This is a genomic window from Candidatus Rhodoluna planktonica (assembly GCF_001854225.1).
GTDB lineage: Bacteria > Actinomycetota > Actinomycetes > Actinomycetales > Microbacteriaceae > Rhodoluna > Rhodoluna planktonica.
On sequence record NZ_CP015208.1, the window covers coordinates 19375 to 39254 of the forward strand.

General features: G+C 50.9%; 16 protein-coding genes. 12 read left to right on the forward strand and 4 right to left on the reverse strand.

Annotated features, from left to right (window positions below):
- Positions 1 to 41: 41 nt before the first annotated feature.
- Positions 42 to 380 carry a DUF2834 domain-containing protein gene (locus tag A4Z71_RS00125; protein ID WP_070953986.1) on the reverse strand — a complete coding sequence of 113 codons (339 nt, stop codon included), beginning with the start codon at positions 378 to 380 and terminating at the stop codon, positions 42 to 44.
- A gap of 31 nt (positions 381 to 411) precedes the next feature.
- On the opposite strand from A4Z71_RS00125, the gene A4Z71_RS00130 reads away from it, so the two are divergent.
- The 3 genes from A4Z71_RS00130 (at position 412) to dcd (ending at position 3949) form a co-directional block, all read left to right on the forward strand.
- Entirely contained in the window at positions 412 to 2568 is a 2157-nt protein-coding gene (locus A4Z71_RS00130; protein ID WP_070953987.1) for an MMPL family transporter, read from the forward strand.
- Positions 2569 to 2676: 108 nt separating this feature from the next.
- Positions 2677 to 3336 carry a ferritin family protein gene (locus A4Z71_RS00135; RefSeq protein WP_070953988.1) on the forward strand — a complete coding sequence of 220 codons (660 nt, stop codon included), beginning with the start codon at positions 2677 to 2679 and terminating at the stop codon, positions 3334 to 3336.
- Positions 3337 to 3352: 16 nt separating this feature from the next.
- A complete protein-coding gene (dcd, locus tag A4Z71_RS00140) occupies positions 3353 to 3949 on the forward strand; it encodes a dCTP deaminase (protein ID WP_070953989.1) in 597 nt (198 codons plus the stop codon).
- On the opposite strand, the gene A4Z71_RS00145 is transcribed toward dcd, so the two are convergent.
- Genes A4Z71_RS00145 through A4Z71_RS00155 form a run of 3 tightly spaced genes read right to left on the reverse strand, consistent with a single transcriptional unit; the run spans position 3910 to position 6334 of the window.
- The gene (locus tag A4Z71_RS00145; RefSeq protein WP_070953990.1) at positions 3910 to 4605 is read right to left on the reverse strand and encodes a M48 family metalloprotease; all 696 of its coding nucleotides are present in this window, start codon (positions 4603 to 4605) and stop codon (positions 3910 to 3912) included. The two genes, dcd and A4Z71_RS00145, sit on opposite strands and share 40 nt — an antisense overlap.
- 20 nt (positions 4606 to 4625) lie before the next feature.
- Positions 4626 to 4985: a BlaI/MecI/CopY family transcriptional regulator gene (locus tag A4Z71_RS00150; RefSeq protein WP_070953991.1), complete on the reverse strand. Its 360-nt coding sequence runs from the start codon at positions 4983 to 4985 to the stop codon at positions 4626 to 4628.
- A 32-nt stretch (positions 4986 to 5017) separates the two neighbouring features.
- Entirely contained in the window at positions 5018 to 6334 is a 1317-nt protein-coding gene (locus A4Z71_RS00155) for an MFS transporter (RefSeq protein WP_070953992.1), read from the reverse strand.
- Positions 6335 to 6576: 242 nt separating this feature from the next.
- Between A4Z71_RS00155 and dnaK the strand changes: the two genes are divergently transcribed.
- The 9 genes from dnaK to A4Z71_RS00200 all read left to right on the forward strand — a co-directional run bounded on the left by dnaK (position 6577) and on the right by A4Z71_RS00200 (position 19867).
- Positions 6577 to 8424 carry a molecular chaperone DnaK gene (dnaK, locus tag A4Z71_RS00160; protein ID WP_070953993.1) on the forward strand — a complete coding sequence of 616 codons (1848 nt, stop codon included), beginning with the start codon at positions 6577 to 6579 and terminating at the stop codon, positions 8422 to 8424.
- Positions 8424 to 9026 carry a nucleotide exchange factor GrpE gene (locus tag A4Z71_RS00165; protein ID WP_070953994.1) on the forward strand — a complete coding sequence of 201 codons (603 nt, stop codon included), beginning with the start codon at positions 8424 to 8426 and terminating at the stop codon, positions 9024 to 9026. The genes dnaK and A4Z71_RS00165 overlap by 1 nt, the downstream gene beginning before the upstream one ends.
- Positions 9027 to 9028: 2 nt before the next feature.
- On the forward strand, positions 9029 to 9952 hold the full coding sequence (locus tag A4Z71_RS00170) for a DnaJ C-terminal domain-containing protein (RefSeq protein WP_070953995.1): 924 nt from the start codon (positions 9029 to 9031) through the stop codon (positions 9950 to 9952).
- A 60-nt stretch (positions 9953 to 10012) separates the two neighbouring features.
- Positions 10013 to 10399 (forward strand): heat shock protein transcriptional repressor HspR, encoded by a 387-nt coding sequence (locus A4Z71_RS00175; protein WP_070955162.1) that lies wholly within the window; start codon positions 10013 to 10015, stop codon positions 10397 to 10399.
- 74 nt (positions 10400 to 10473) lie between these two features.
- Positions 10474 to 12630: an ATP-dependent Clp protease ATP-binding subunit gene (locus tag A4Z71_RS00180; RefSeq protein WP_084028347.1), complete on the forward strand. Its 2157-nt coding sequence runs from the start codon at positions 10474 to 10476 to the stop codon at positions 12628 to 12630.
- A gap of 113 nt (positions 12631 to 12743) precedes the next feature.
- A complete protein-coding gene (locus A4Z71_RS00185) occupies positions 12744 to 15455 on the forward strand; it encodes a BspA family leucine-rich repeat surface protein (protein WP_158512758.1) in 2712 nt (903 codons plus the stop codon).
- A gap of 28 nt (positions 15456 to 15483) precedes the next feature.
- The gene (locus A4Z71_RS00190) at positions 15484 to 16137 is read left to right on the forward strand and encodes a response regulator (protein WP_070953997.1); all 654 of its coding nucleotides are present in this window, start codon (positions 15484 to 15486) and stop codon (positions 16135 to 16137) included.
- The gene (locus A4Z71_RS00195) at positions 16134 to 17831 is read left to right on the forward strand and encodes a sensor histidine kinase (RefSeq protein ID WP_070953998.1); all 1698 of its coding nucleotides are present in this window, start codon (positions 16134 to 16136) and stop codon (positions 17829 to 17831) included. The genes A4Z71_RS00190 and A4Z71_RS00195 overlap by 4 nt, the downstream gene beginning before the upstream one ends.
- A gap of 92 nt (positions 17832 to 17923) precedes the next feature.
- Entirely contained in the window at positions 17924 to 19867 is a 1944-nt protein-coding gene (locus A4Z71_RS00200) for a CASTOR/POLLUX-related putative ion channel (protein WP_070953999.1), read from the forward strand.
- The last annotated feature ends 13 nt before the right edge of the window (positions 19868 to 19880 follow it).

Consider the following 19880-nt stretch of genomic DNA (forward strand, 5'->3'; position numbering starts at 1 on the left):
GCCAGCGGGCAAGGTAGTTGTCAGTCGGCAGCGAAGGCTACCTAGGCCTTGGCTGCTTCCAACTTCGCCAGCTTCAATTCGCGCATGGCCAGAAATAGTGGGAAGGTAAATGCCATCGCGGTGAACATCGCTACCACGATGTAGGCCCAGATATTTTTCATGCCGAGTCGACGTCCTTCCCAAATCATGAAGGGCATCACCGCGAAGGCCACCACAAAAATATCGAAGGAAAGCACCAGGTCAACCTCGGTGCCAAACCACGCCGCCAGGTAATCTTGGCTTTTCATCACCGCTATTCCATTGAAAATCCAAGCGGTAATTAGCCCAATTGCTGCCAGAATAAAGAAATAGTTTGCCTTGACGCCTCGTTGAGTCTTCATAGCTGAATCATTGCACTAAAGATTGGTAATTATGCGTCGATTAGCTCAATTCGTGGTGCGTCGCAGCCGGGCGGTTTTGGCAGCCTTTATTGGTATTGTTGCGCTTTCGTCCATTTTGGGTTTTCAGTCTTTTGGTTTACTCAAAGGTGGCGGCTATGACGACCCCACTTCTGATTCAGCTAAAGTTTCCGAACTATTGGTCGAAGAGTTTAAGCAAGAATCTGCCGAAGTAATAATGGTCGTCGACTTTGACCAGGCGGCCGGCGAGCCCAGCAGCATCGCCCAGGCTACCAAGCTTGAAGATGCGCTTTTTGAAATCGCTGAAGTTCGAAAAGTTGAAAGCTACTACTCGCTAGGCACACCGCCAAGTTTGCTCAGTGAAGATGGCAAGGCGGTTTACTTTTTTGTTTACCTAGAGGATGGCGTGCGCGAAGCACAGATTGCCAAGCAAATAAGCGATCAGTTTGGTGCCAACTGGGATGGCGGCCCAGACATATATGTGGCCGGTTTTGCCGCGGTCACCTCATCGATCAATTCGGCCATTCAGAGTGATCTGGCAAAAGCCGAAGCAATTGCGATTCCGCTAACCATCCTGTTGCTGCTGTTTGTTTTTGGTTCTCTAGTTGCCGCCGGGCTTCCGTTGCTGATTGGTGGCTTGGCAATTGTCGGATCATTCTTCTTTATTTGGCTCACTGCGCAGTTCACCGACACCTCCATTTTTGCCCTCAACCTGATTACTGGTTTGGGGCTTGGTTTGGGCATCGACTACGCGCTGCTGATGGTCAATCGCTTTAGAGAAGAGCGCGATCGCGGCGTTCAGGTTCAGCAGGCAGTTGTCAACATGGTCACCTCGGCTGGCCGCACTGTTTTGTTCAGCGGTCTAACCGTCGCCGTGGTGCTCTCTTCGATGCTATTTTTCCCCCAATATTTTTTGAAGTCCTTTGCCGTAGGCGGCGTGGTGGTTGTGCTGCTGGCAGTTGCCGCGGCGCTTTTGGTTTTGCCGGCAATGCTTTCGCGACTGGGTGATCGAGTAAATCGTCTGAAAGTAATTAAGACAGCTGATAAGCCCAAAGAATCTGCAGCTTGGGCGGCGGTCGCCAAATTTGTTATGCGTCGCCCGATCCCAGTTTTGCTCATCACCAGCATTGGCTTGGGCTCGTTGGTGCTGTTGGCTCAAGATGTTGAGTTTGGTCAGGTAGATGACAGAATTTTGCAGCAAAGTGACCGGGCTGTTGTTGCCAGCAACGTAATTCGTGAGCGATTCAGCTCGCGCGAAGGCAGCCCCGTTGAAATTTTGATGGTTGACGCCAGCCAAGATGACGTAACCGATTATGTGCTTGAGCTAAGCAAACTCGACGGCATCGTGCGCGTGCAGAGCAGCTCGGGAATCGCAATCGATGGCAGCTTGGATGACGGCTACGCGGTTGCCTTTGCCGACTACCAGGTTGGCGATTACCAGCGAATCGTTGCCATCCACGACATTGAATCAAGATCAACCGAAGGCATTGAACTAACTCGAGCGATTAGAGCACTGGATTCCGATCATGAATTGTTGGTCGGCGGCTCGGCCGCCATCTATACCGATTCACAAGATGGCATCGAGCAGCAACTGCCAAATGTGGCCTCTTGGATTATCGCCTGGACCCTGATTTTGCTCTTCCTGTTTACCGGTTCGGTATTGCTGCCAATCAAAGCAATTGTGCTCAATGTGATGAGCCTTGGCGCAACCCTCGGTTTCGTCACCTGGGTTTTCATGGGCGGGCATCTCAAGTGGTTGATCGGCGACTTCTTTGTTACCGGCACGATCGATACCTCATCTGTTGTTTTGATCGCGGTGGTGGCTTTCGGCCTATCGATGGACTACGAACTGTTTTTGCTCAGCCGAATCAAAGAGCAGCACGATGCCGGCATGAACACCATCGAATCGGTGGCGCAGGGGCTGCAGCGCTCGGGTCGAATTATCACCGCAGCCGCCCTGGTGTTGGCGGTTAGCTTTATTGCATTCGTCACCAGCGGCGTAACCATTATGAAAATGCTTGGCCTCGGCATCGCTTTCGCCATCCTGTTAGATGCAACCGTTGTGCGCGGCCTGCTGGTCCCGGCGCTCATGCGTCTGTTTGGTGAGGCCAACTGGTGGGCGCCAAAGTGGATGAAGGCCATTTACAAACGAATTGGGCTCGGTCACTAATTGGTTTTAGGTGCCTGATTATTGTCAGCAACCTATCAGGAGAATTGTTCTTTTTTTATACCCCCGGGGGTATAACCTTAAATTGTGGATATTGAAAGAAGGCCCACAATGAAGACATTCTCAGCAATCGCAATTTCATCCGCTCTCGTTTTTTCTTTGGCGGCATGTGCTCCAAGTGACAACTCTTCTGATCCCGCGTTGATTGCTCCATCGCCGTCCGCATCAAGCAGTACGTCAAGTCTCGAACCGGCTGAGGCCAGCCCAGAAGAGATCGCAAAGGCAGCAGAAGAGATTTCAGAACAAATTCAAACAAACACCCCGACAATGAGCAATGTTGCAGGTGTCGCTTGGGAAGCACTAATGAGCGCAGATGGCGAATATGCGGCAGCAGCCTCCTACCAAGCCGTAATTGATAAATTCGGTGCCGTCGAGCCTTACACCACAATTTTTGAAGCAGAACTTCGTCACATCAGCGCACTTATTAGGCAGTTGGAACGCGAAGGAGTTGCAGTTCCAGATAACCCCTACATCGGACAACTTCCTGCGCCAGAAAGTCTTCAAATTGCGGCAGAGGCTTGGGCCACTGGAGAGATCAAGAACGTTGAAATGTATGACCAATTGCTTGCAAAAACCACGGACTCCAATCTAATTAGAGTTCTTTCAAATTTGCGAAGGTCATCGCTGGAGTCGCACCTGCCGCTATTCACCGCTGCTGCTGAAAATGGCGGAACTCTTACACCCGAGCAGATGACTGCAACTCATGGCTAGGGGGTAACCTATACGCATGCTTATGTCAGACCGCGATATTCGCGCGCAAATCGAATCGGGCCGTATTGGTCTAGACCCACTCGAAATGGGCTTGTTGCAGCCATCCAGTTTTGATGTGCGTCTCGATCGTTTCTTTCGCCTGTTTGACAACCACAAATATGCTTTCATCGACCCGGCCGAACAGCAGGATGAACTAACCCGCCTGGTTGAAGTGGCACCGGACGAGCCCTTTATATTGCACCCGGGTGAATTTGTTTTGGGGTCAACCTATGAGTTCGTGAGTTTGCCAGACGACATCGCCGCTCGTCTCGAGGGTAAGAGTTCGCTTGGTCGCCTTGGTTTACTAACCCACTCGACCGCCGGATTCGTCGACCCGGGCTTCAAGGGACACGTGACTTTGGAGCTTTCAAATGTCGCCACCCTGCCCATCAAGTTATGGCCGGGCATGAAAATTGGTCAGCTCTGTTTCTTCCAACTTTCGTCACCGTCAGAGACCCCATACGGCAGTGCCAAGTACAGCAATCGCTATCAGGGTCAGCGCGGTCCAACAGCTTCGCGCTCGTATCAAAACTTTTATCGCACCGATGTGGGCAACCAGCCACTCGAGCAGTAGCCTTTCGCAGCCAGTTCGGTTAGTTCAAAAACTTCAGCCGCCAGCGCTTTTGAAGCGGCGAGATTCGGTGTCAGCACTCGAATAAATCCGGCTAATTTTTTTAAACCCGGATGCCGCAATCTAATGTGCGCGTATTCATGTTGCAAAAGCTGTTCGCGCTGACCGACATTGAGTCGGTTCCACCACTGGGCAGTTACATAAATTTCTTTTCCATCGGTAAAGGCTTGGTCGATCGGCAATTCGATTGTGGCTACCGATACCCCCCGATATTCGGTTTGCTGTTTTTTTACGAGCCCCAGTGCCGGCTTCAATTCGCGAGCCTGTTCGACCAGCGGTTCAATTTTTTGATTAACCAGGGCAATTGAAACCCCGGCAATCGCGAGCAGCAGCCACGGCCCAAGGCCGCTTACCAGTGCCAGCAGCCACGGCTCACCACCCTGTGGGTTTTCGTGAATTACCAACCAGGTTTCGAAAACCGAGTATCCGGCCACAACGATTGCGATGGCAGCCGCAACACCTGCGGAGAGAAAAGCTGAAAACCAAATTGCCAAGCCCAGGTTCGGCCGGTTTTTGAAGCGCCCCGTAAAAATTAGCGGTGCCAATGTAGTGATTAGAAAAACCCACTCGACTGCAATTGGGATTATCAGCGGGTTCATTTGCGATATTGGGGGGGGGGTTAGTCGAGTGCTCGACGCAGAGCTTCGATTTGCTCTTGAGTTAGACCGCTAGCGAAGTGCGACAGTGCGAGTGCCGGATTTCCCGAGGTGGAAAAAAGTTTCAGCATCGATTCTGCGGCGAATTTTTCGCGAGTGCTGGTTGCTCTAAACAGCAGCGACCGGCCCGAGCCCGCCTCTTTGCTCACCATTGATTTGTCGATTAGCCGACTAAGAACGGTGAGGATAGTTGTCAGTGCAAGTTCACGCTTTGGGCTGACCGCATCCAAGATCTGCTGTGAAGTCAGGGCGCCGTCGGCATCCCAGAGGGCATCGAGAATTAGATTTTCGAGCTCACCCTGCTGTCTAGAACGTTTTGGCATAGCAAAATTCTACGAGTTGTAGAGATAAATTGCTAAGCAGAATATTCGCTGGTTTTGCTTGGATTTACTCGCAGCAATAGAACCAATCCAACTGCTAGAACACCCATGATGCCCAGCACACCAAAGATGGCGGTGTCGGCAAAGCCAGCCAAGGCTGCCAGCGAGGTGGCCATCCACCATGAACCAGGCGCCAAGAAACTGGCCGCACGGCCGGTGGTTTGGTAAAGACCAAAAACTTCGCCTTCGCGGCCGACTGGAGTGAAACGTGCGACAAAGGTGCGGCTTGATGCCTGAGCTGGCCCAACAAATAGGCACAGTGCCAAACCACCAATCCAGTAGGTGATCTGACCTGCGCCGGCTGCGGCAAATACATAGGTGCCGGCAATTAGAAGACCAACCAACGAAGCAATGATTGTTTTTCTGGTGCCGAGACGGTCATCAAGTAACCCACCCAAAGCTGCACCGACGCCGGCAACAAGGTTGGCCGCAATTCCGAAGAAAATAACCTCGGTGCTGGAAAAGCCAAAGGCTACCGTTCCAAGAATTGCGCCAAAGGTAAAGACGCCGGCTAAGCCATCTCGGTAAACCGCCGACGCAATCAAGAACTTCAGGGTTTCTGGGGCCTGGGCCCGAAGAGACTTTAGTTGAGCCCAGAGTTTTATGTACGAGCCAAGAATGGTTTCTTTGCCGGTCCCCGGCTTGGCTTCAATCTCTGGCACAAAAATTAGCAGCGGCACGGTGAACACTGCCATCCAGACGGCCGAGAATAAGAACAGGATGCGGATGTTTTCGGCATTTTCGGTACCGCCAAACCATGGAGTATCTGGCAATACAAAACCGATAAGCGAAATCATCAGCAGCAAGATGCCACCGGCATAACCCAGACCCCAAGCGAGGCCGGAAATTTTGCCGATATTTTTTGGTGTCGAAACCTGCTTGAGCATGGCGTAGTAGTTGATGAACGCCGATTCTTGAATTAGCGAACCAAGGGCGTAAAGCACCAAACCGAAGAGCAAGAATTCTGGTGATGGGGCAACGAAGTAGGCGGCACCCATGATGATGATCAGACTTAGGCTGTTGGCCAGCAACCAGAACTTACGGCGACCGGCTTCGTCAGAGCGACGTCCAAACACCGGTGAAATGATGGCCACCAAGATACCGGCGATTAGACCGGCTAGCGAAAGCGCCTGTGCGTTTGCATCGGGATCACCAAAATATTCGCTGGTGATGTAGGTGGCAAAGATGAAGGTTTGAAACAGGGTTGGAAAAGGCTGTTCGGCCCAATCCCAGAGGGCCCAGGCCCAAGTCTTTGCCCTTGAAGATTTAACGCTCACACCTTTGTCAGTCATGGCTAAAGATTAGTGGCAGAAATCCACGTCGCTTTAGTGAATTCACACAGTTTTTCACTGCTGTTCTGATAGAAAACAAACTTGAGTCAACCAGACTTAGATTTTTTCTAAAAATACTTGACAAGCAAAAAGTGCCATGTGAAACTTGAGTCAACAAGGCTCAGGTTTGCCCAACAGGTGCACCGGGGCCTTAACAGAAACAGAGCGAGACACCGGGCTCGCAATAAAAGGAGAAAACAAACATGGCACGTGCAGTAGGAATTGACCTCGGTACCACCAACAGCGCAGTAAGCGTTCTAGAAGGTGGCGAACCAACCGTTATTGCAAACGCAGAGGGCTTTCGAACCACCCCATCAATCGTGGCTTTCACCAAGGATGGCGAAATTTTGGTCGGCGAGACCGCAAAGCGCCAGGCTGTAACCAACGTCGATCGCACCATCGCTTCGGTAAAGCGTCACATGGGTACCGACTGGACCTTCTCGGTCGACGACAAGAAATACACCCCACAGGAAATCAGCGCCCGCATTTTGGCCAAGCTTAAGCGCGACGCAGAAACCTACTTGGGTGAACCAGTAACCGACGCGGTAATCACCGTACCGGCATACTTCAACGACGCTGAGCGTCAGGCCACCAAAGACGCCGGTGAAATTGCCGGCCTAAACGTGTTGCGCATCATCAACGAGCCAACCGCAGCAGCTTTGGCTTACGGCCTAGACAAAGGTAAAGAAGACGAACTTATTTTGGTCTTCGACCTCGGTGGTGGAACCTTCGACGTTTCACTACTAGAAGTAGGTAAAGACGACGACTTCTCAACCATCCAGGTTCGTGCCACCTCTGGTGACAACCGCCTCGGTGGCGACGACTGGGATCAGCGCATCGTTGACCACCTAGTTAAGAAGTTCAAAGAGACCACCGGCGTTGACGTTTCAAAAGACAAGATTGCGCTGCAGCGTTTGAAAGAAGCTGCCGAGCAGGCAAAGAAAGAACTATCGCAGTCAACCACCGCGAACATTCAGTTGCCTTACCTCTCGCTAACCGAAAACGGCCCAGCCAACCTTGACGAGACCATCACCCGCGCCCAGTTTGAGCAGCTAACCGCTGATCTACTAGAGCGCACCAAGAAGCCATTCAACGATGTAATTGCTGAAGCTGGCGTAAAGGTTTCTGACATTGCTCACGTGGTGTTGGTTGGTGGTTCAACTCGTATGCCGGCTGTGACCGAACTGGTCAAGTCGCTAACTGGCGGCAAAGAGCCAAATAAGGGCGTCAACCCGGATGAGGTTGTTGCCGTTGGTGCATCGCTTCAGGCCGGTGTGCTTAAGGGTGAGCGCAAAGATGTGTTGCTTATCGACGTGACTCCGCTTTCTCTAGGTATCGAAACCAAGGGTGGCATCATGACGAAACTGATCGAGCGCAACACCGCGATTCCAACCAAGCGCAGCGAAACCTTCACCACCGCCGACGACAACCAGCCATCGGTAAGCATCCAGGTGTTCCAGGGTGAGCGCGAATTTACTCGCGACAACAAGTCTCTTGGCAACTTCGAACTAACCGGTATCGCACCTGCGCCACGCGGCATCCCACAGATTGAAGTCACCTTCGACATCGACGCCAACGGTATCGTGCACGTGTCTGCAAAAGACAAGGGCACCGGCAAAGAGCAGTCGATGACCATCACCGGTGGTTCATCATTGCCTAAAGAAGACATCGAACGCATGGTTCGCGAAGCAGAAGAACACGCTGCCGAAGACAAGAAGCGTCGCGAAGAGCAAGACACTCGCAACAACGCCGAGCAGTTGGTTTACCAAACCGAGAAGCTGATCAAAGAGAACGACGAGAAGTTACCCGAGGATGTAAAGACCTCGGTACAAGCTGATGTCGATGCTCTAAAGACAGCTCTAGCCGGCGAAGACATCGACGCAGTGAAGACCGCATTCGACACTTTGGTTGAGTCACAGCAGAAGTTGGGCGAGGCAATTTACTCAGCAGCACAGGCCGAGCCTGCCGCTGAAGAAGGCGCAGCATCGACCGAAGATGTGGTTGACGCCGAGGTTGTCGATGAAGAAGAAGAGAAGAAGGAAGACAAGTAATGTCTGACCAAAATTCGAACGGCGTTAGTCCAGACGAATCGTCAGAAATTCAGTCGGCTTCGCCAACCGATTCTGCCGACTCGCCTTCGGGTGAAACAGATGAGGTAGATCAGGCGCTCGCCGATCTTGTCGACGACATGGGTCCGCAGAGCAAAGAGGCTGAACTTTTGGCCGATTTGCAGCGCCTGCAAGCCGAGTTTGTGAACTACAAAGCTCGCGTCGAACGCGATCGCGATGTATCTCGAAATGCGGCAATTGCCGAAGTATTTCGAGCAATCTTGCCAGCGCTCGACGACCTAAGCCGTGCCGAGGCACACGGAGACCTAGAAGGTTCTCCGTTTGCCGCGGTAGCAACCAAGTTGCGCAATGCCGGAGACAAATTCGGCCTAAAGCAGTTTGGTGTCAAGGGAGACAAGTTTGACCCAGAGTTACACAACGCTCTGTTGCAAACCCCTAATCCAGAAGTCACCGAGAACATCGTGGCAGATGTGGTCGAGCCGGGTTATCAACTGGTCGACCGCCTGCTTAGACCAGCAATGGTTGCGGTTTTCATTCCAGCAGCGCCCGCCGAGCAATCTGAAGGCGACGCAAAGGAGGCCTAAATATGGCTAGCCAAGATTGGTTTGAAAAAGACTTTTATAAAGTTCTCGGCGTTGCCAAGGATGTTTCTGAAGCCGAACTAAAAAAGGTCTACCGCAAACTGTCGCGCCAGTATCACCCTGATTCAAACCCCGGTGATGCCAAAGCTGAAGCGAAGTACAAAGAGATCAACGAAGCCTATTCGGTGCTGAGCGACAAACAGCAGCGCGCCGAATACGACCAGGTTCGTGCCATGGGCTCGGGTGCTCGTTTCACCGGTGGCCCCGGAGGTTTTCCAGGCGGCGCCAACTTTGGCGGCGGTGGTTTCGAAGATGTCTTCGCAAACCTCTTCGGTGGCGGAATGGGCGGGGGAAACTTTGGTGGCTTTGGGCCGCAAAAAGGCCAAGACCTGAGCATGAACACCACGCTCGATTTCATTGACGGAGTAAAAGGCACGCAAATGAAGGTGCGCCTTGGCTCAGGTGAAACCACCATCAAAATTCCAGCCGGAGTTCAAGATGGGCAAAAAATTCGCATCGCAGGCAAAGGTTCGCCTTCGCCAAATGGCGGTCCGAATGGTGACCTGATCATCAACGTCACGGTCAAGCCGCATCCGGTGTTTAGTCGCGATGGCAACAACATTCGAGTTACCGTGCCGGTGACTTTTGCCGAAGCTGTTTTGGGTGCCACCATTTCGGTGCCAACCCTGGGCGGTGAACCGGTGAAACTGAAAGTTGCTGCTGGTACACCCAACGGTCGAGTACTTCGAGTGAAGGGTCGCGGTGTGGTCACTGCCAAAGCCGAGGGCGATTTGCTGGCCACCGTCGAAATTGCGGTACCAAGCCACATCAGCGATAAAGCCAAAAAAGCGCTTGAAGAATTTGATGCATTGCTACCGGATGAAGATCCCCGTGAAGATGTCTTGATGCGCGCCGGGTTGCTCAACTAACAACTGAATATCAAATTAGAAGCGAGGTGCAAAGTGGAACAGTTCGATGAAAATACTCCGATGTTTTCAATCGGTGTTGCCGCCGAATTGTCGATGATGCACCCGCAAACGCTGCGCGATTACGACCGCATGAAATTGGTGGTGCCGGTGCGAACCGGCGGTCAAACCCGCCGCTACACCATGCGCAATGTAGCCCAGCTTCGAGAAATTCAACGACTAAGCCAAGAGGGTGTAAGCCTCGAAGGCATTCGACGAATTCTCGAATTAGAAAATCAAAACGCCGAACTGCAAAAGCGAGTTCGCGACCTAGAACAAACTTTGGCCAACGAGCTGATGAACCGACCGGGTGCCCGGGTGTTCGCAGCCGGCGACCAAGGAGTCGAGAGCATTGCTCGCGGCAAAAGACCGTCGAAGCACACTTCGGTAGTGCTTTGGCGGGCGAGGTAGCCCCTCGCAGGTTCGGAGACCCCGAACAGTTCGGTTTCACCGAACGCCCGAAAAATCGGGCAAGGAGGTAAAAAATGAATCAACAGAATATGCAGCAACAGGGTGAACAAAAGAGTGCCCTAGAACAGTTTGGTGTAAACCTCACTGAGATTGCTAAGGCCGGAAAACTTGATCCGGTGATTGGCCGTGATGCCGAAATCCGCCGCGTCTCGCAGGTGCTTTCTCGACGTACCAAAAATAACCCGGTGCTAATTGGTGAACCGGGTGTCGGTAAAACAGCCGTGGTCGAAGGGTTAGCTCAGCGAATCATTGCCGGCGATGTGCCAGAGAGCCTCAAGGGTAAGCAACTAATCAGCCTCGATCTAGCGGCCATGGTTGCCGGTGCAAAATTCCGCGGCGAGTTTGAAGAGCGCCTGAAAGCGGTGCTTAAAGAAATTGACGAATCCGAGGGTCAAATCATCACTTTTATTGATGAACTGCACACTCTGGTTGGCGCCGGTGCGGCCGATGGTCAAGATGCGGCGAATATGCTGAAGCCGATGTTGGCTCGCGGCGAATTGCGTCTAATTGGTGCAACCACCCTCGACGAATATCGTGAGCGCATCGAAAAAGACCCTGCCCTCGAGCGTCGTTTCCAGCAGGTTTATGTCGGTGAGCCGAGCGTGGTCGACACAGTGGCCATCCTTCGTGGTTTGAAAGAGCGCTATGAGGCGCACCACAAAGTAGCCATCGCCGATGCTGCGTTGGTAGCCGCTGCAACCCTGTCGAATCGCTACATCACCGGCCGTCAATTGCCAGACAAAGCAATCGACCTGATTGATGAAGCGGCGTCGCGTTTGCGCATGGAGATTGACTCGGCTCCAGTCGAGATTGACGAACTTCGTCGCTCGGTTGATCGTCTAAAACTTGAAGAGTTGGCCTTGAAGAAAGAAAAAGATGAGGCTTCGAAAGAGCGTCTCGAAAAACTTCAGGCCGACCTGGAAGACAAATCAACTCAGTTGGCAGAACTAAATGCACGTTGGGAAAAAGAGCGTGCTGGCCTCAACCAGGTTGGTGAACTAAAGACCAAGCTAGACGGTTTGCGCATTGAAGCCGAAAAAGCCCAGCGTGAGGCAAATCTGGAAAAAGCTTCGCGGTTGCTTTACGGCGAAATTCCGGCACTTGAAAAACAGCTGGCCGAACTTGAAAAAAACGAGGATGCCGCCAGCGGCGAACGTATGGTCAACGACCAGGTCGGCGAAGATGACATTGCTGCCGTGGTCAGCGCCTGGACCGGAATTCCAACCGGACGCTTGCTAGCCGGTGAAAGTGAAAAGCTGCTGCACCTTGAAGCCGAATTGGGCAAGCGCCTGATTGGTCAAAAAGCCGCGGTTAAGTCAGTTTCCGATGCGGTTCGTCGCACCAAGGCTGGAATTAGCGATCCATCAAGACCAACCGGATCCTTCTTATTCTTGGGCCCAACCGGTGTTGGTAAAACCGAATTGGCGAAGAGCCTGGCTGAATTTTTGTTCAACGATGAAAAAGCCATGGTTCGCATCGACATGAGCGAATACGGCGAAAAGCACTCGGTTTCACGTTTGATCGGTGCCCCTCCGGGATACATCGGTTATGAAGAAGGCGGCCAGCTCACCGAGGCAGTTCGACGTCGACCATATTCTGTGGTGCTACTCGACGAAGTTGAAAAAGCTCACCCAGAAGTTTTTGACGTGCTGTTGCAGGTGCTAGATGATGGCCGGCTAACCGATGGCCAGGGTCGTGTAGTCGATTTCAAAAATGTGATTTTGATCATGACCTCAAACCTTGGTTCGCAGTTCTTGATCGACCCAGCACTTGACCAAGTTCAAAAGCAAGAGGGTGTGCTCACGATGGTTCGTGCGCACTTCAAACCCGAGTTCTTAAACCGTCTCGACGACATTGTGATTTTCACCGCGCTAGATCGCCTAGAACTAGGTGCCATTGTTGAGTTGAACATCGATCGATTAGCCAAGCGGTTAGAAGAGCGTCGTTTGCAGCTTGCTGTTACCCCGGCTGCTCGAGCCTGGCTGGCCGACAAAGGATACGACCCGATTTATGGTGCGCGTCCTTTGCGTCGACTAATGCAACGTGAAATTGACGACCGTTTGGCAAACTTATTGCTGGCCGGCGAAATTCACGACGGTTCGATGGTGAAGGTTGATGTTGACCCAGAAGGTGTGCAGCTGGTGGTTACGCCTGGATTAGATTCGATCTAGTCGGCCAAGCCAACAATCTGAGGCCGCCAGGCCTGTCTGGTTATTACGACATATATTCGGGTAGCCGAATATCGCTTGATACTTTGACCCCAAATCTGATGATTGGGGTCAAAGTGTTTAAGCGCATCTTCACGATTCTTCTTTCGGCAATCCTTGCTGCTGGCTCTCTGGTTGCTCTAGCAGCACCTGCTACCGCAAGCGTTGGGCCAATGACCATTCGCTATGTAACTACGGCTGCCAATCAAACAGTGTGTTTGCCAATTGGCGGCACCAACACCGGGGTCAAAGTTGATTGGAAAGATGGCTCAGCGCTTGATTCAACCATCCTGAGTTCTGGAACTAGCGCACATATGACCCACGCATTTGCAACTGCTGGTACCTACGACGTTGAAATTGCTGAAGGAACAATAACTCGATTTGGCAGTGAGTTCTGCGCAACCGGCACCAAGGGCAAGATGGTCGCAGTTTTGAGTTGGGGAAATCAAATTGACAACATCACATCACTTGAGCGTGCCTTCAACGAAGAAACGGAGTTTATCGATGTGCCGAATGTGATGCCGCCAAAGGTCACAACCCTTGCATTCACCTTCGCACGAGCCTACAAATTTAATGATGCCGACATTTCCGCTTGGAATATTGGCGGATCAATTGTCGGTGGAATCGATTCTTATGGTGTGACCTCATTGCTCTACACATTTCACAGAGCAATCGCTTTTAACCGGCCATTGAATGGCTGGAACACCTCCAAGGTGATCAACATGTCACAGACTTTTTCTGGCGGCTACAACCAAGTCACGCCGTTTAATCAGTCACTGGATAACTGGGATACAGCAAATGTGACAAACATGTCATACATGTTTTCTTACAGCTCGTTTAACCAGCCAATCGGAAGTTGGGATGTTTCGAGGGTAGGTAACTTCTCAAATATGTTCAGCGAAAATAACAGGTTTAATCAAGATTTGGAGAACTGGGACACCTCTGCTGCAACTGACTTTTCCTACATGTTTTACTTCGCAACAGCATTTAACGGCAAAGTGACAAACTGGAAAACAAATCGCGCTACAAGCATGTGGTCGATGTTTGCCTACGCTCGCAATTTTGATCAACCTGTGCAGCACATCTCAGGGACAAATATTTGGAAAACAAGTGTCGTGACAAACATGTCTTCCGTATTTTTGGGAGCAGCAAAATTCAACCAAGATGTTTCAAGTTGGGATACCAGCGCCACCACCACCATGGAGAGCATGTTTCAATCAGCAACTTCCTTCAATCAAGATCTTTCGCTGTGGAACACCAGCAGAGTGACGAACATGTATGGAATGTTTTCCAGCGCCGATAGTTTTGATCAAAGTTTGGCATCTTGGGACATCACGAAGTTGGCCGCGGACTCTGCTAATCCAGCTGGTAACGGATCAGCAAATCACATGCTAACCAGCGCCGCCGGAAAAGGAATGTCGCCTGCTAATTACTCAGCAACGTTGCGCGGTTGGGCAGCCACACTTGAGGCCTATAAGCTAGCGGGCAACACTCCCGCTGTAGTTGCACTTGGTGCAGGGTCAAGAAAATACTTTTGCGATGCTGCAACGCTAGCTGCCAGAGACAAACTTTTCACCGTTGGCACCACACCTTACTTTGGCTGGACCTTTGGTAGCGCCGATTCACCTGCACTTTGTTCTGGCCAGCAAACGGTTACCTGGGCGCCGACCAACACCACGGTGGATGAGGGCACTGCGACTATCGTCCCAAATAAAAAGGCCTTCTCGGATGGGCACGGTGCAATAAGTTATCAGGTAGATAGCTCCACCGGCACGATGGTGTGTTCAGTAGCCAACTCGGGAACAATTACCTTCACCGGAGTTGGTTCTTGCGTGGTGAGGGCTACCGCTGCGGCAGTCGAAGATATTCCTAATATCGATCTCACAACTGGGTTTCGGCAAGTAACTTTTACTGCCAGAGCAACACAGGTAATTACTTGGACCCCCAGTAATTTGACTGCGCTCAACACCGACGCAACGCTGACACCCGATGTTTTGGCGGGCAGCAATGACGTAGCCGGGACAATTAGTTATTCAGTTCAGAACGCAGGAACTACCGGTTGCACGGTCAATTCAACAACCGGTGTAATCGCATTCAATGCATCTGGTACCTGCACGATTCGAGCAAGTGCACAGTCAACCGCAAATTCTGCCGCTGGTTTTACTGACGTAAGTTTTGTGATCAGTGCACCACCAGCTTCAAGTGGTGGCGGTGCTGGCGGCAATGTCGTCGAGGTCAAAGCGTCGCCCAAGGTGACTGAGGTGAGCAAGAAACGAGTGGTTGGCACTCGACCCACCGCGATTGAATTGGTTGGGCAAGACCTAAAAAATGTTTCTCAAATTCGCGTTGGTTCGAAAACTTTGCCGGTTGTAGTTGCCGACGATGAAAAACTCAACTTCGTTTTGCCCACCTTGGCCTCAGGCACCTATCAGGTCGAACTGGTGCACGAAGATTCGCTGATTGCAGTTGCGCAAACCATCACAGTTGTTGCGCCCACAATTGCAGTTTCGAAATTTGCCGGTGACTCGGCGAAGCTAACTTCGCAAAAAATTAAAACGATTAGAAATGCAGTTTCGCTTTACTCGGGCGCTGGTTCGTTGACCTGCATCGGTTCTACCTCTGGGGCTAAGGCCACACGATTCGATATTGTTCTTGCGCGGCAAAGGGCGTTCGCTGCCTGCAACTTGGCAAAGAAAATAAACCCAAGTCTGGTTACCTCAATTAAGGTGACTCCAGCCCTGGGCTTAGGCGCTAAAAACCGTAAAGTTGAATTGCAGTTCAGCAAATAAATAGCAGAACAAAAGAGGAGAAATTTCGGTGACTAACCCTCTTCCTTTGCGCAAAGTGCTGATTGTCGAAGACGAGGGCTTCACACGTTCACTAACCGCCGAAGTTTTGAGCCGAGCCGGTTTTGACGTTGCTGAGGCAAGTAATGCGGTTCTAGCAAAACGCGCGGTCCTGGATTTTGACCCAGACGCGATGGTTGTCGACATTGAATTAGGCGATGGGCCATCTGGGCTTGATTTGATTAGTGCTCTGAGTAAAACACATTCTCATATTGCTTTCGTTTTGCTATCGAATTTTGTGCCAACTAGCGCCGACCTAGATGAACTCAATCGTGTTTCGTACTTATCGAAGCGCGAAACTGACAATGTTGGCCGACTTCTCGAGGTACTAGAAGATGCACTTCGAAATCGCTCTGACGAGACAGTTGAAAAAGTGTCTAAGAACAACCCCCTTTCTAGGCTTACTAAAAACCAACTTGAGATCCTAAGGCTGGTCGCCAGCGGGGCAACAAATAATGAAATTGCTCAGGTCAGAAGATCATCAACTAGAGCTGTCGAAAAATCGATAGAGCGGTTATATGCGACATTGAATATTCACCGGGATGGAAAATCAAGTCCGAGACTTGCTGCCGCAAGGATCTATGCCGAAATTGCCGGCACTCCGCACGGTGGGCAAAAACTTTGAACTATGTAGGTTCGCTAAGTGGCAAATATGCCATCACATTTTCAGCGTGGCTACTGCTATCGCCAGTGAGCATTTTTCTGACCTATTCATTTACGCCCGAGGGCGCCAATGGCACATATTTCGAATGGATGATTCTTGGGTTTATTGGCCATGCCGTAACCGGCGCGGTGCTGGTTTTGGGTTGGTTGGTTTTTTCAAAACTAAAACCTGGCGGCTTGAAAGCGCTGCTGGTTTTGCTGCTATTTGCAATTGCTGGCGCAATTCGCGGCTTTTCGGTGGGCTTTTTTGGCGACTTGATGGGCTTGATCAACGAGCCTGACTATCTTGGTCGAATTCGAAGTGGCTCGGTTTTGGTTCTAGTTTGGTTTTCGTTTGCGGCCGTTCTAATCGAGACTAATTCTGAATTTAGGAATGCCCTAGCGGAGGTTCGTTCAGCAGCCCAAACCAGTGTCCTTTTGGCCCAAAAATCGAAACTCGTCGTCGCTGAATATCGGGTCGAAATCAGCGATCAGGTTAGGGGTTTGCTCGAGACTGCTTTGAGTAAAACGCAGAGTGCAACCGAGCTAACCAAAATAATCAGCCAGGTTTTGAAACCTTTGGTCAATACTGAACGGCTTTCGGAATTCGACGAGAAACTCAAGTCAGCCAGCGACGAACTGAGCACTAGATTTTCATTTTCATTGCGGGAAACTCTGCGGACGATGGTTACAAAATCCTCGTTTAATGGAGTAGTCGTGGCGTTTGTCTATTTAGCCAGCACGGCATCGAGTCGACTTTGGGTCAGCACTTTCGAAATCTTTGTTCTCGATATTTTGATCAACTCAATTTGGATCATTGCCGGATCAAAACTTGCGGCGCGCAGTTTGGCCACGTTGAAGGCAAGGCAAAGAATCGTAGCCGTGCTGCTTAGCTGGCTAGTGCTAGCAAATGGTGCAGGCATCATCAGCGAAACTTTGCACGCTGGCAATGTAGTTTTCACACCCACATCAGCGCTCTTCGCAATTGCGGTGTTGATTGTCATTGTTCTGACTTCGGCGTTAGACGCTTACCGGCTGCAGCACGCCGAAAAAATTGCCGAACTTTCTGTTTTGAATGCCCAGCTTGACTGGTATCGCCGCTCGATACATCAGGCGCTGTGGGTTGAAAAACGGCGACTAACCAGGTTGATTCATTCGCAAGTTCAGTCGCGCATTTTGGCGACAGCCGCTCGGGTGGCCCGACAAAACCCAGACGGACAAATTACTGAAGAAGAACTAGATGAATTGAAGCAGGTCTGCCTGACCGCAATTTACTCGGATGAAGTGAACACAGACGTTGCTGCTTTCTTAGAGCAAATCGCCGAGGTGTTTAGCGGTGCCTCAGAAATAGTTTCATCGATTAGCGATGAGGCTCAGGAAGTATTGAGCAGCGAACCGGCAGTTGCCGCCGCCAGCTTAGAAATTATCCGCGAGGGAATTAATAATGCCGTCAAACACGGCAAAGCTAATCGTGTCGAAATCAAAGTCAGTCTTGAGCCACAACAACATCTAGATAAGCATCTAGTCGTGATTGAGATTTTTGATGACGGCAATTCATTAGCAAAAAAAATGCAGCCTGGAATTGGGCAAAAAACCTTGGATGAATTAGCAATCGACTGGAAGATTTTCAGGAAAAAAGGCCAAACACTTTTGCAGGCAAAGGTTCCGGTGGGCTAAATCTAAGCTTTATATAGTGCCAACCGAACATAACGAAAAGTGCCGGCAAATAATCATTTGGGGCACCTTTCTTTTTCACTAAACTGACGCTCATGTCTGATAACAATCGCTCATTTGGTCAGGGGGCTCAGGGCGAACCTGATGCACCAAAGGCAAACAAAATTCGTTTCGCACAACGTCTGCGTTACAACTTCGACAACTCAATTGCCAGCAGTAAAAGCTTTATGGCTTTTATGGGTTTGGCCGTCGTTGTAGTTGCGGTTTTGATTACCGCTCTGCGGTACAACACTGAAGGTGCTGATGCGGAAGGGGCAAACTTTTTTGACCGCTTCTGGAGCACCATCGCCATCCTCTTTTTAGGTGCTGGCAAGCCCGATGCAAACTGGGGTCAGCGTGTGTTGGCCATCGTTTTCTGGGCTTCATCACTGATCTTCACCGCTACGGTTATCGGTTTTATCAGCAGCAAAATTTTGGGCATAGTCACAATGATGAAGAAGGGAAAAAGTGCCGTACTTGACGGCGGCCACACACTCATTTTGGGTTGGTCAAACCGTATTTTTCCGATCCTCAAAGAACTTGCCATTGCAAATCAGAACGTTCGCAAAGCGAAGGTTGTGGTCTTCTCAAATATTGATCGCGAGACAATGGAAGACGAGATTGCCTCGCGTGCTGGTGAACTTGGAAAACTAAAAGTCATCACCAGATTCGGTGATGCAACCAACCCAGCTGACCTACAGCGCGCCAATGTCTCTGCAGCCAAGTCAATCATTGTTCTAGATTCAGACAGCTCTGGCGATGCAACTGTGGTTTCCACAGTCTTGGCCCTAAAGGCTGTGAACGCATCCTCGGTGAATAAAATCATCGCCGAAGTTGATGACGCAAATACTGCCGAGGCGTTGCAGACAGCAACCGAAGGCCGAGTAATTCCGGTTCGTTCTCACGATGTTATAGCCCGAGTTACCGCTCAGGCTTCACGCCAGCCTGGCCTTGCCGCAGTAACGCTTGACCTGCTTGACTTCGATGGCGATGAGATTTACTTCAACCAGGTTCCAGCCTTGGCCGGCAAAACTTACGGCGATGCTTTGCTAGCTTTCAACACCGCTTCGGTTATTGGCCTGGTTGATGAAAAGGGCAGCGTAAAGGTTAACCCAAAGCACAGCACCAAACTCACCGCCGAGAGCAAAGTTATTGCCATTGCCGAGGATGATGACAAAGTTGTTTATACCGGCGTTCGCGAAGACATTGCCAAAAAGAAATTCACCGCACCGAAGGCACCCGTTCGAAAAGCAGAACACCTGTTGGTTATTGGTTGGTCTGAAATGGGCCAATCGGTAATTGCTGAGGTTGCGCAATTTTTGCCCAAGGGCTCGACCGTGCACATTGTCGCAAATCAGAAATTTGTCGCTGCCGACAAGCTAGCTAACCTCAAATTTGGTGCGAATGTAAAGGTCACTTTCGCAGCTGTCACCGGTGACATCGACGAACTTATTGCTGCCGCATCTGCAAAGAAATACAACGAGATCATCATCCTCGGTTATCGAAACGCAATCAGCGAAAGCGAAGCCGACGCACAAACCATGCTCACCATGTTGCAAATGAACCAGCTGTTTGATGCCAAAGGTAACGGCGTTGAGCCAACCCGCTTGGTGGCTGAAATTCTCGACAGTCGCAAAGCCGAACTGGCCCGAGTCGCGGCTGTTGATGACCTGGTAGTAAGCGATAACTTGGCTGCGCTGCTGATAGCTCAGGTTTCTGAAAATCCAAAATTGGCGCCGGTATTCGAAGATCTATTCGACGCCGATGGAGCTTCAATAAACGTAAATCCAATTGAAGAGTATGCCCCACTAGGTAAAGAAATTGAATACGCCGAACTTGTGGGTATCGCTCACGCTCGTGGTGAATCAGCAATTGGTTATCGGGTACTCGCTGCGTCTAGAGACAGTTCATCAAGCGGAGTAGTTCTAAACCCAGCCAAAACTCAAAAGTTCACACCAAAAGCTGGAGATTCCCTGGTTGTGGTTGGAGACCTTAAGTAGGCGATTAGGAAAT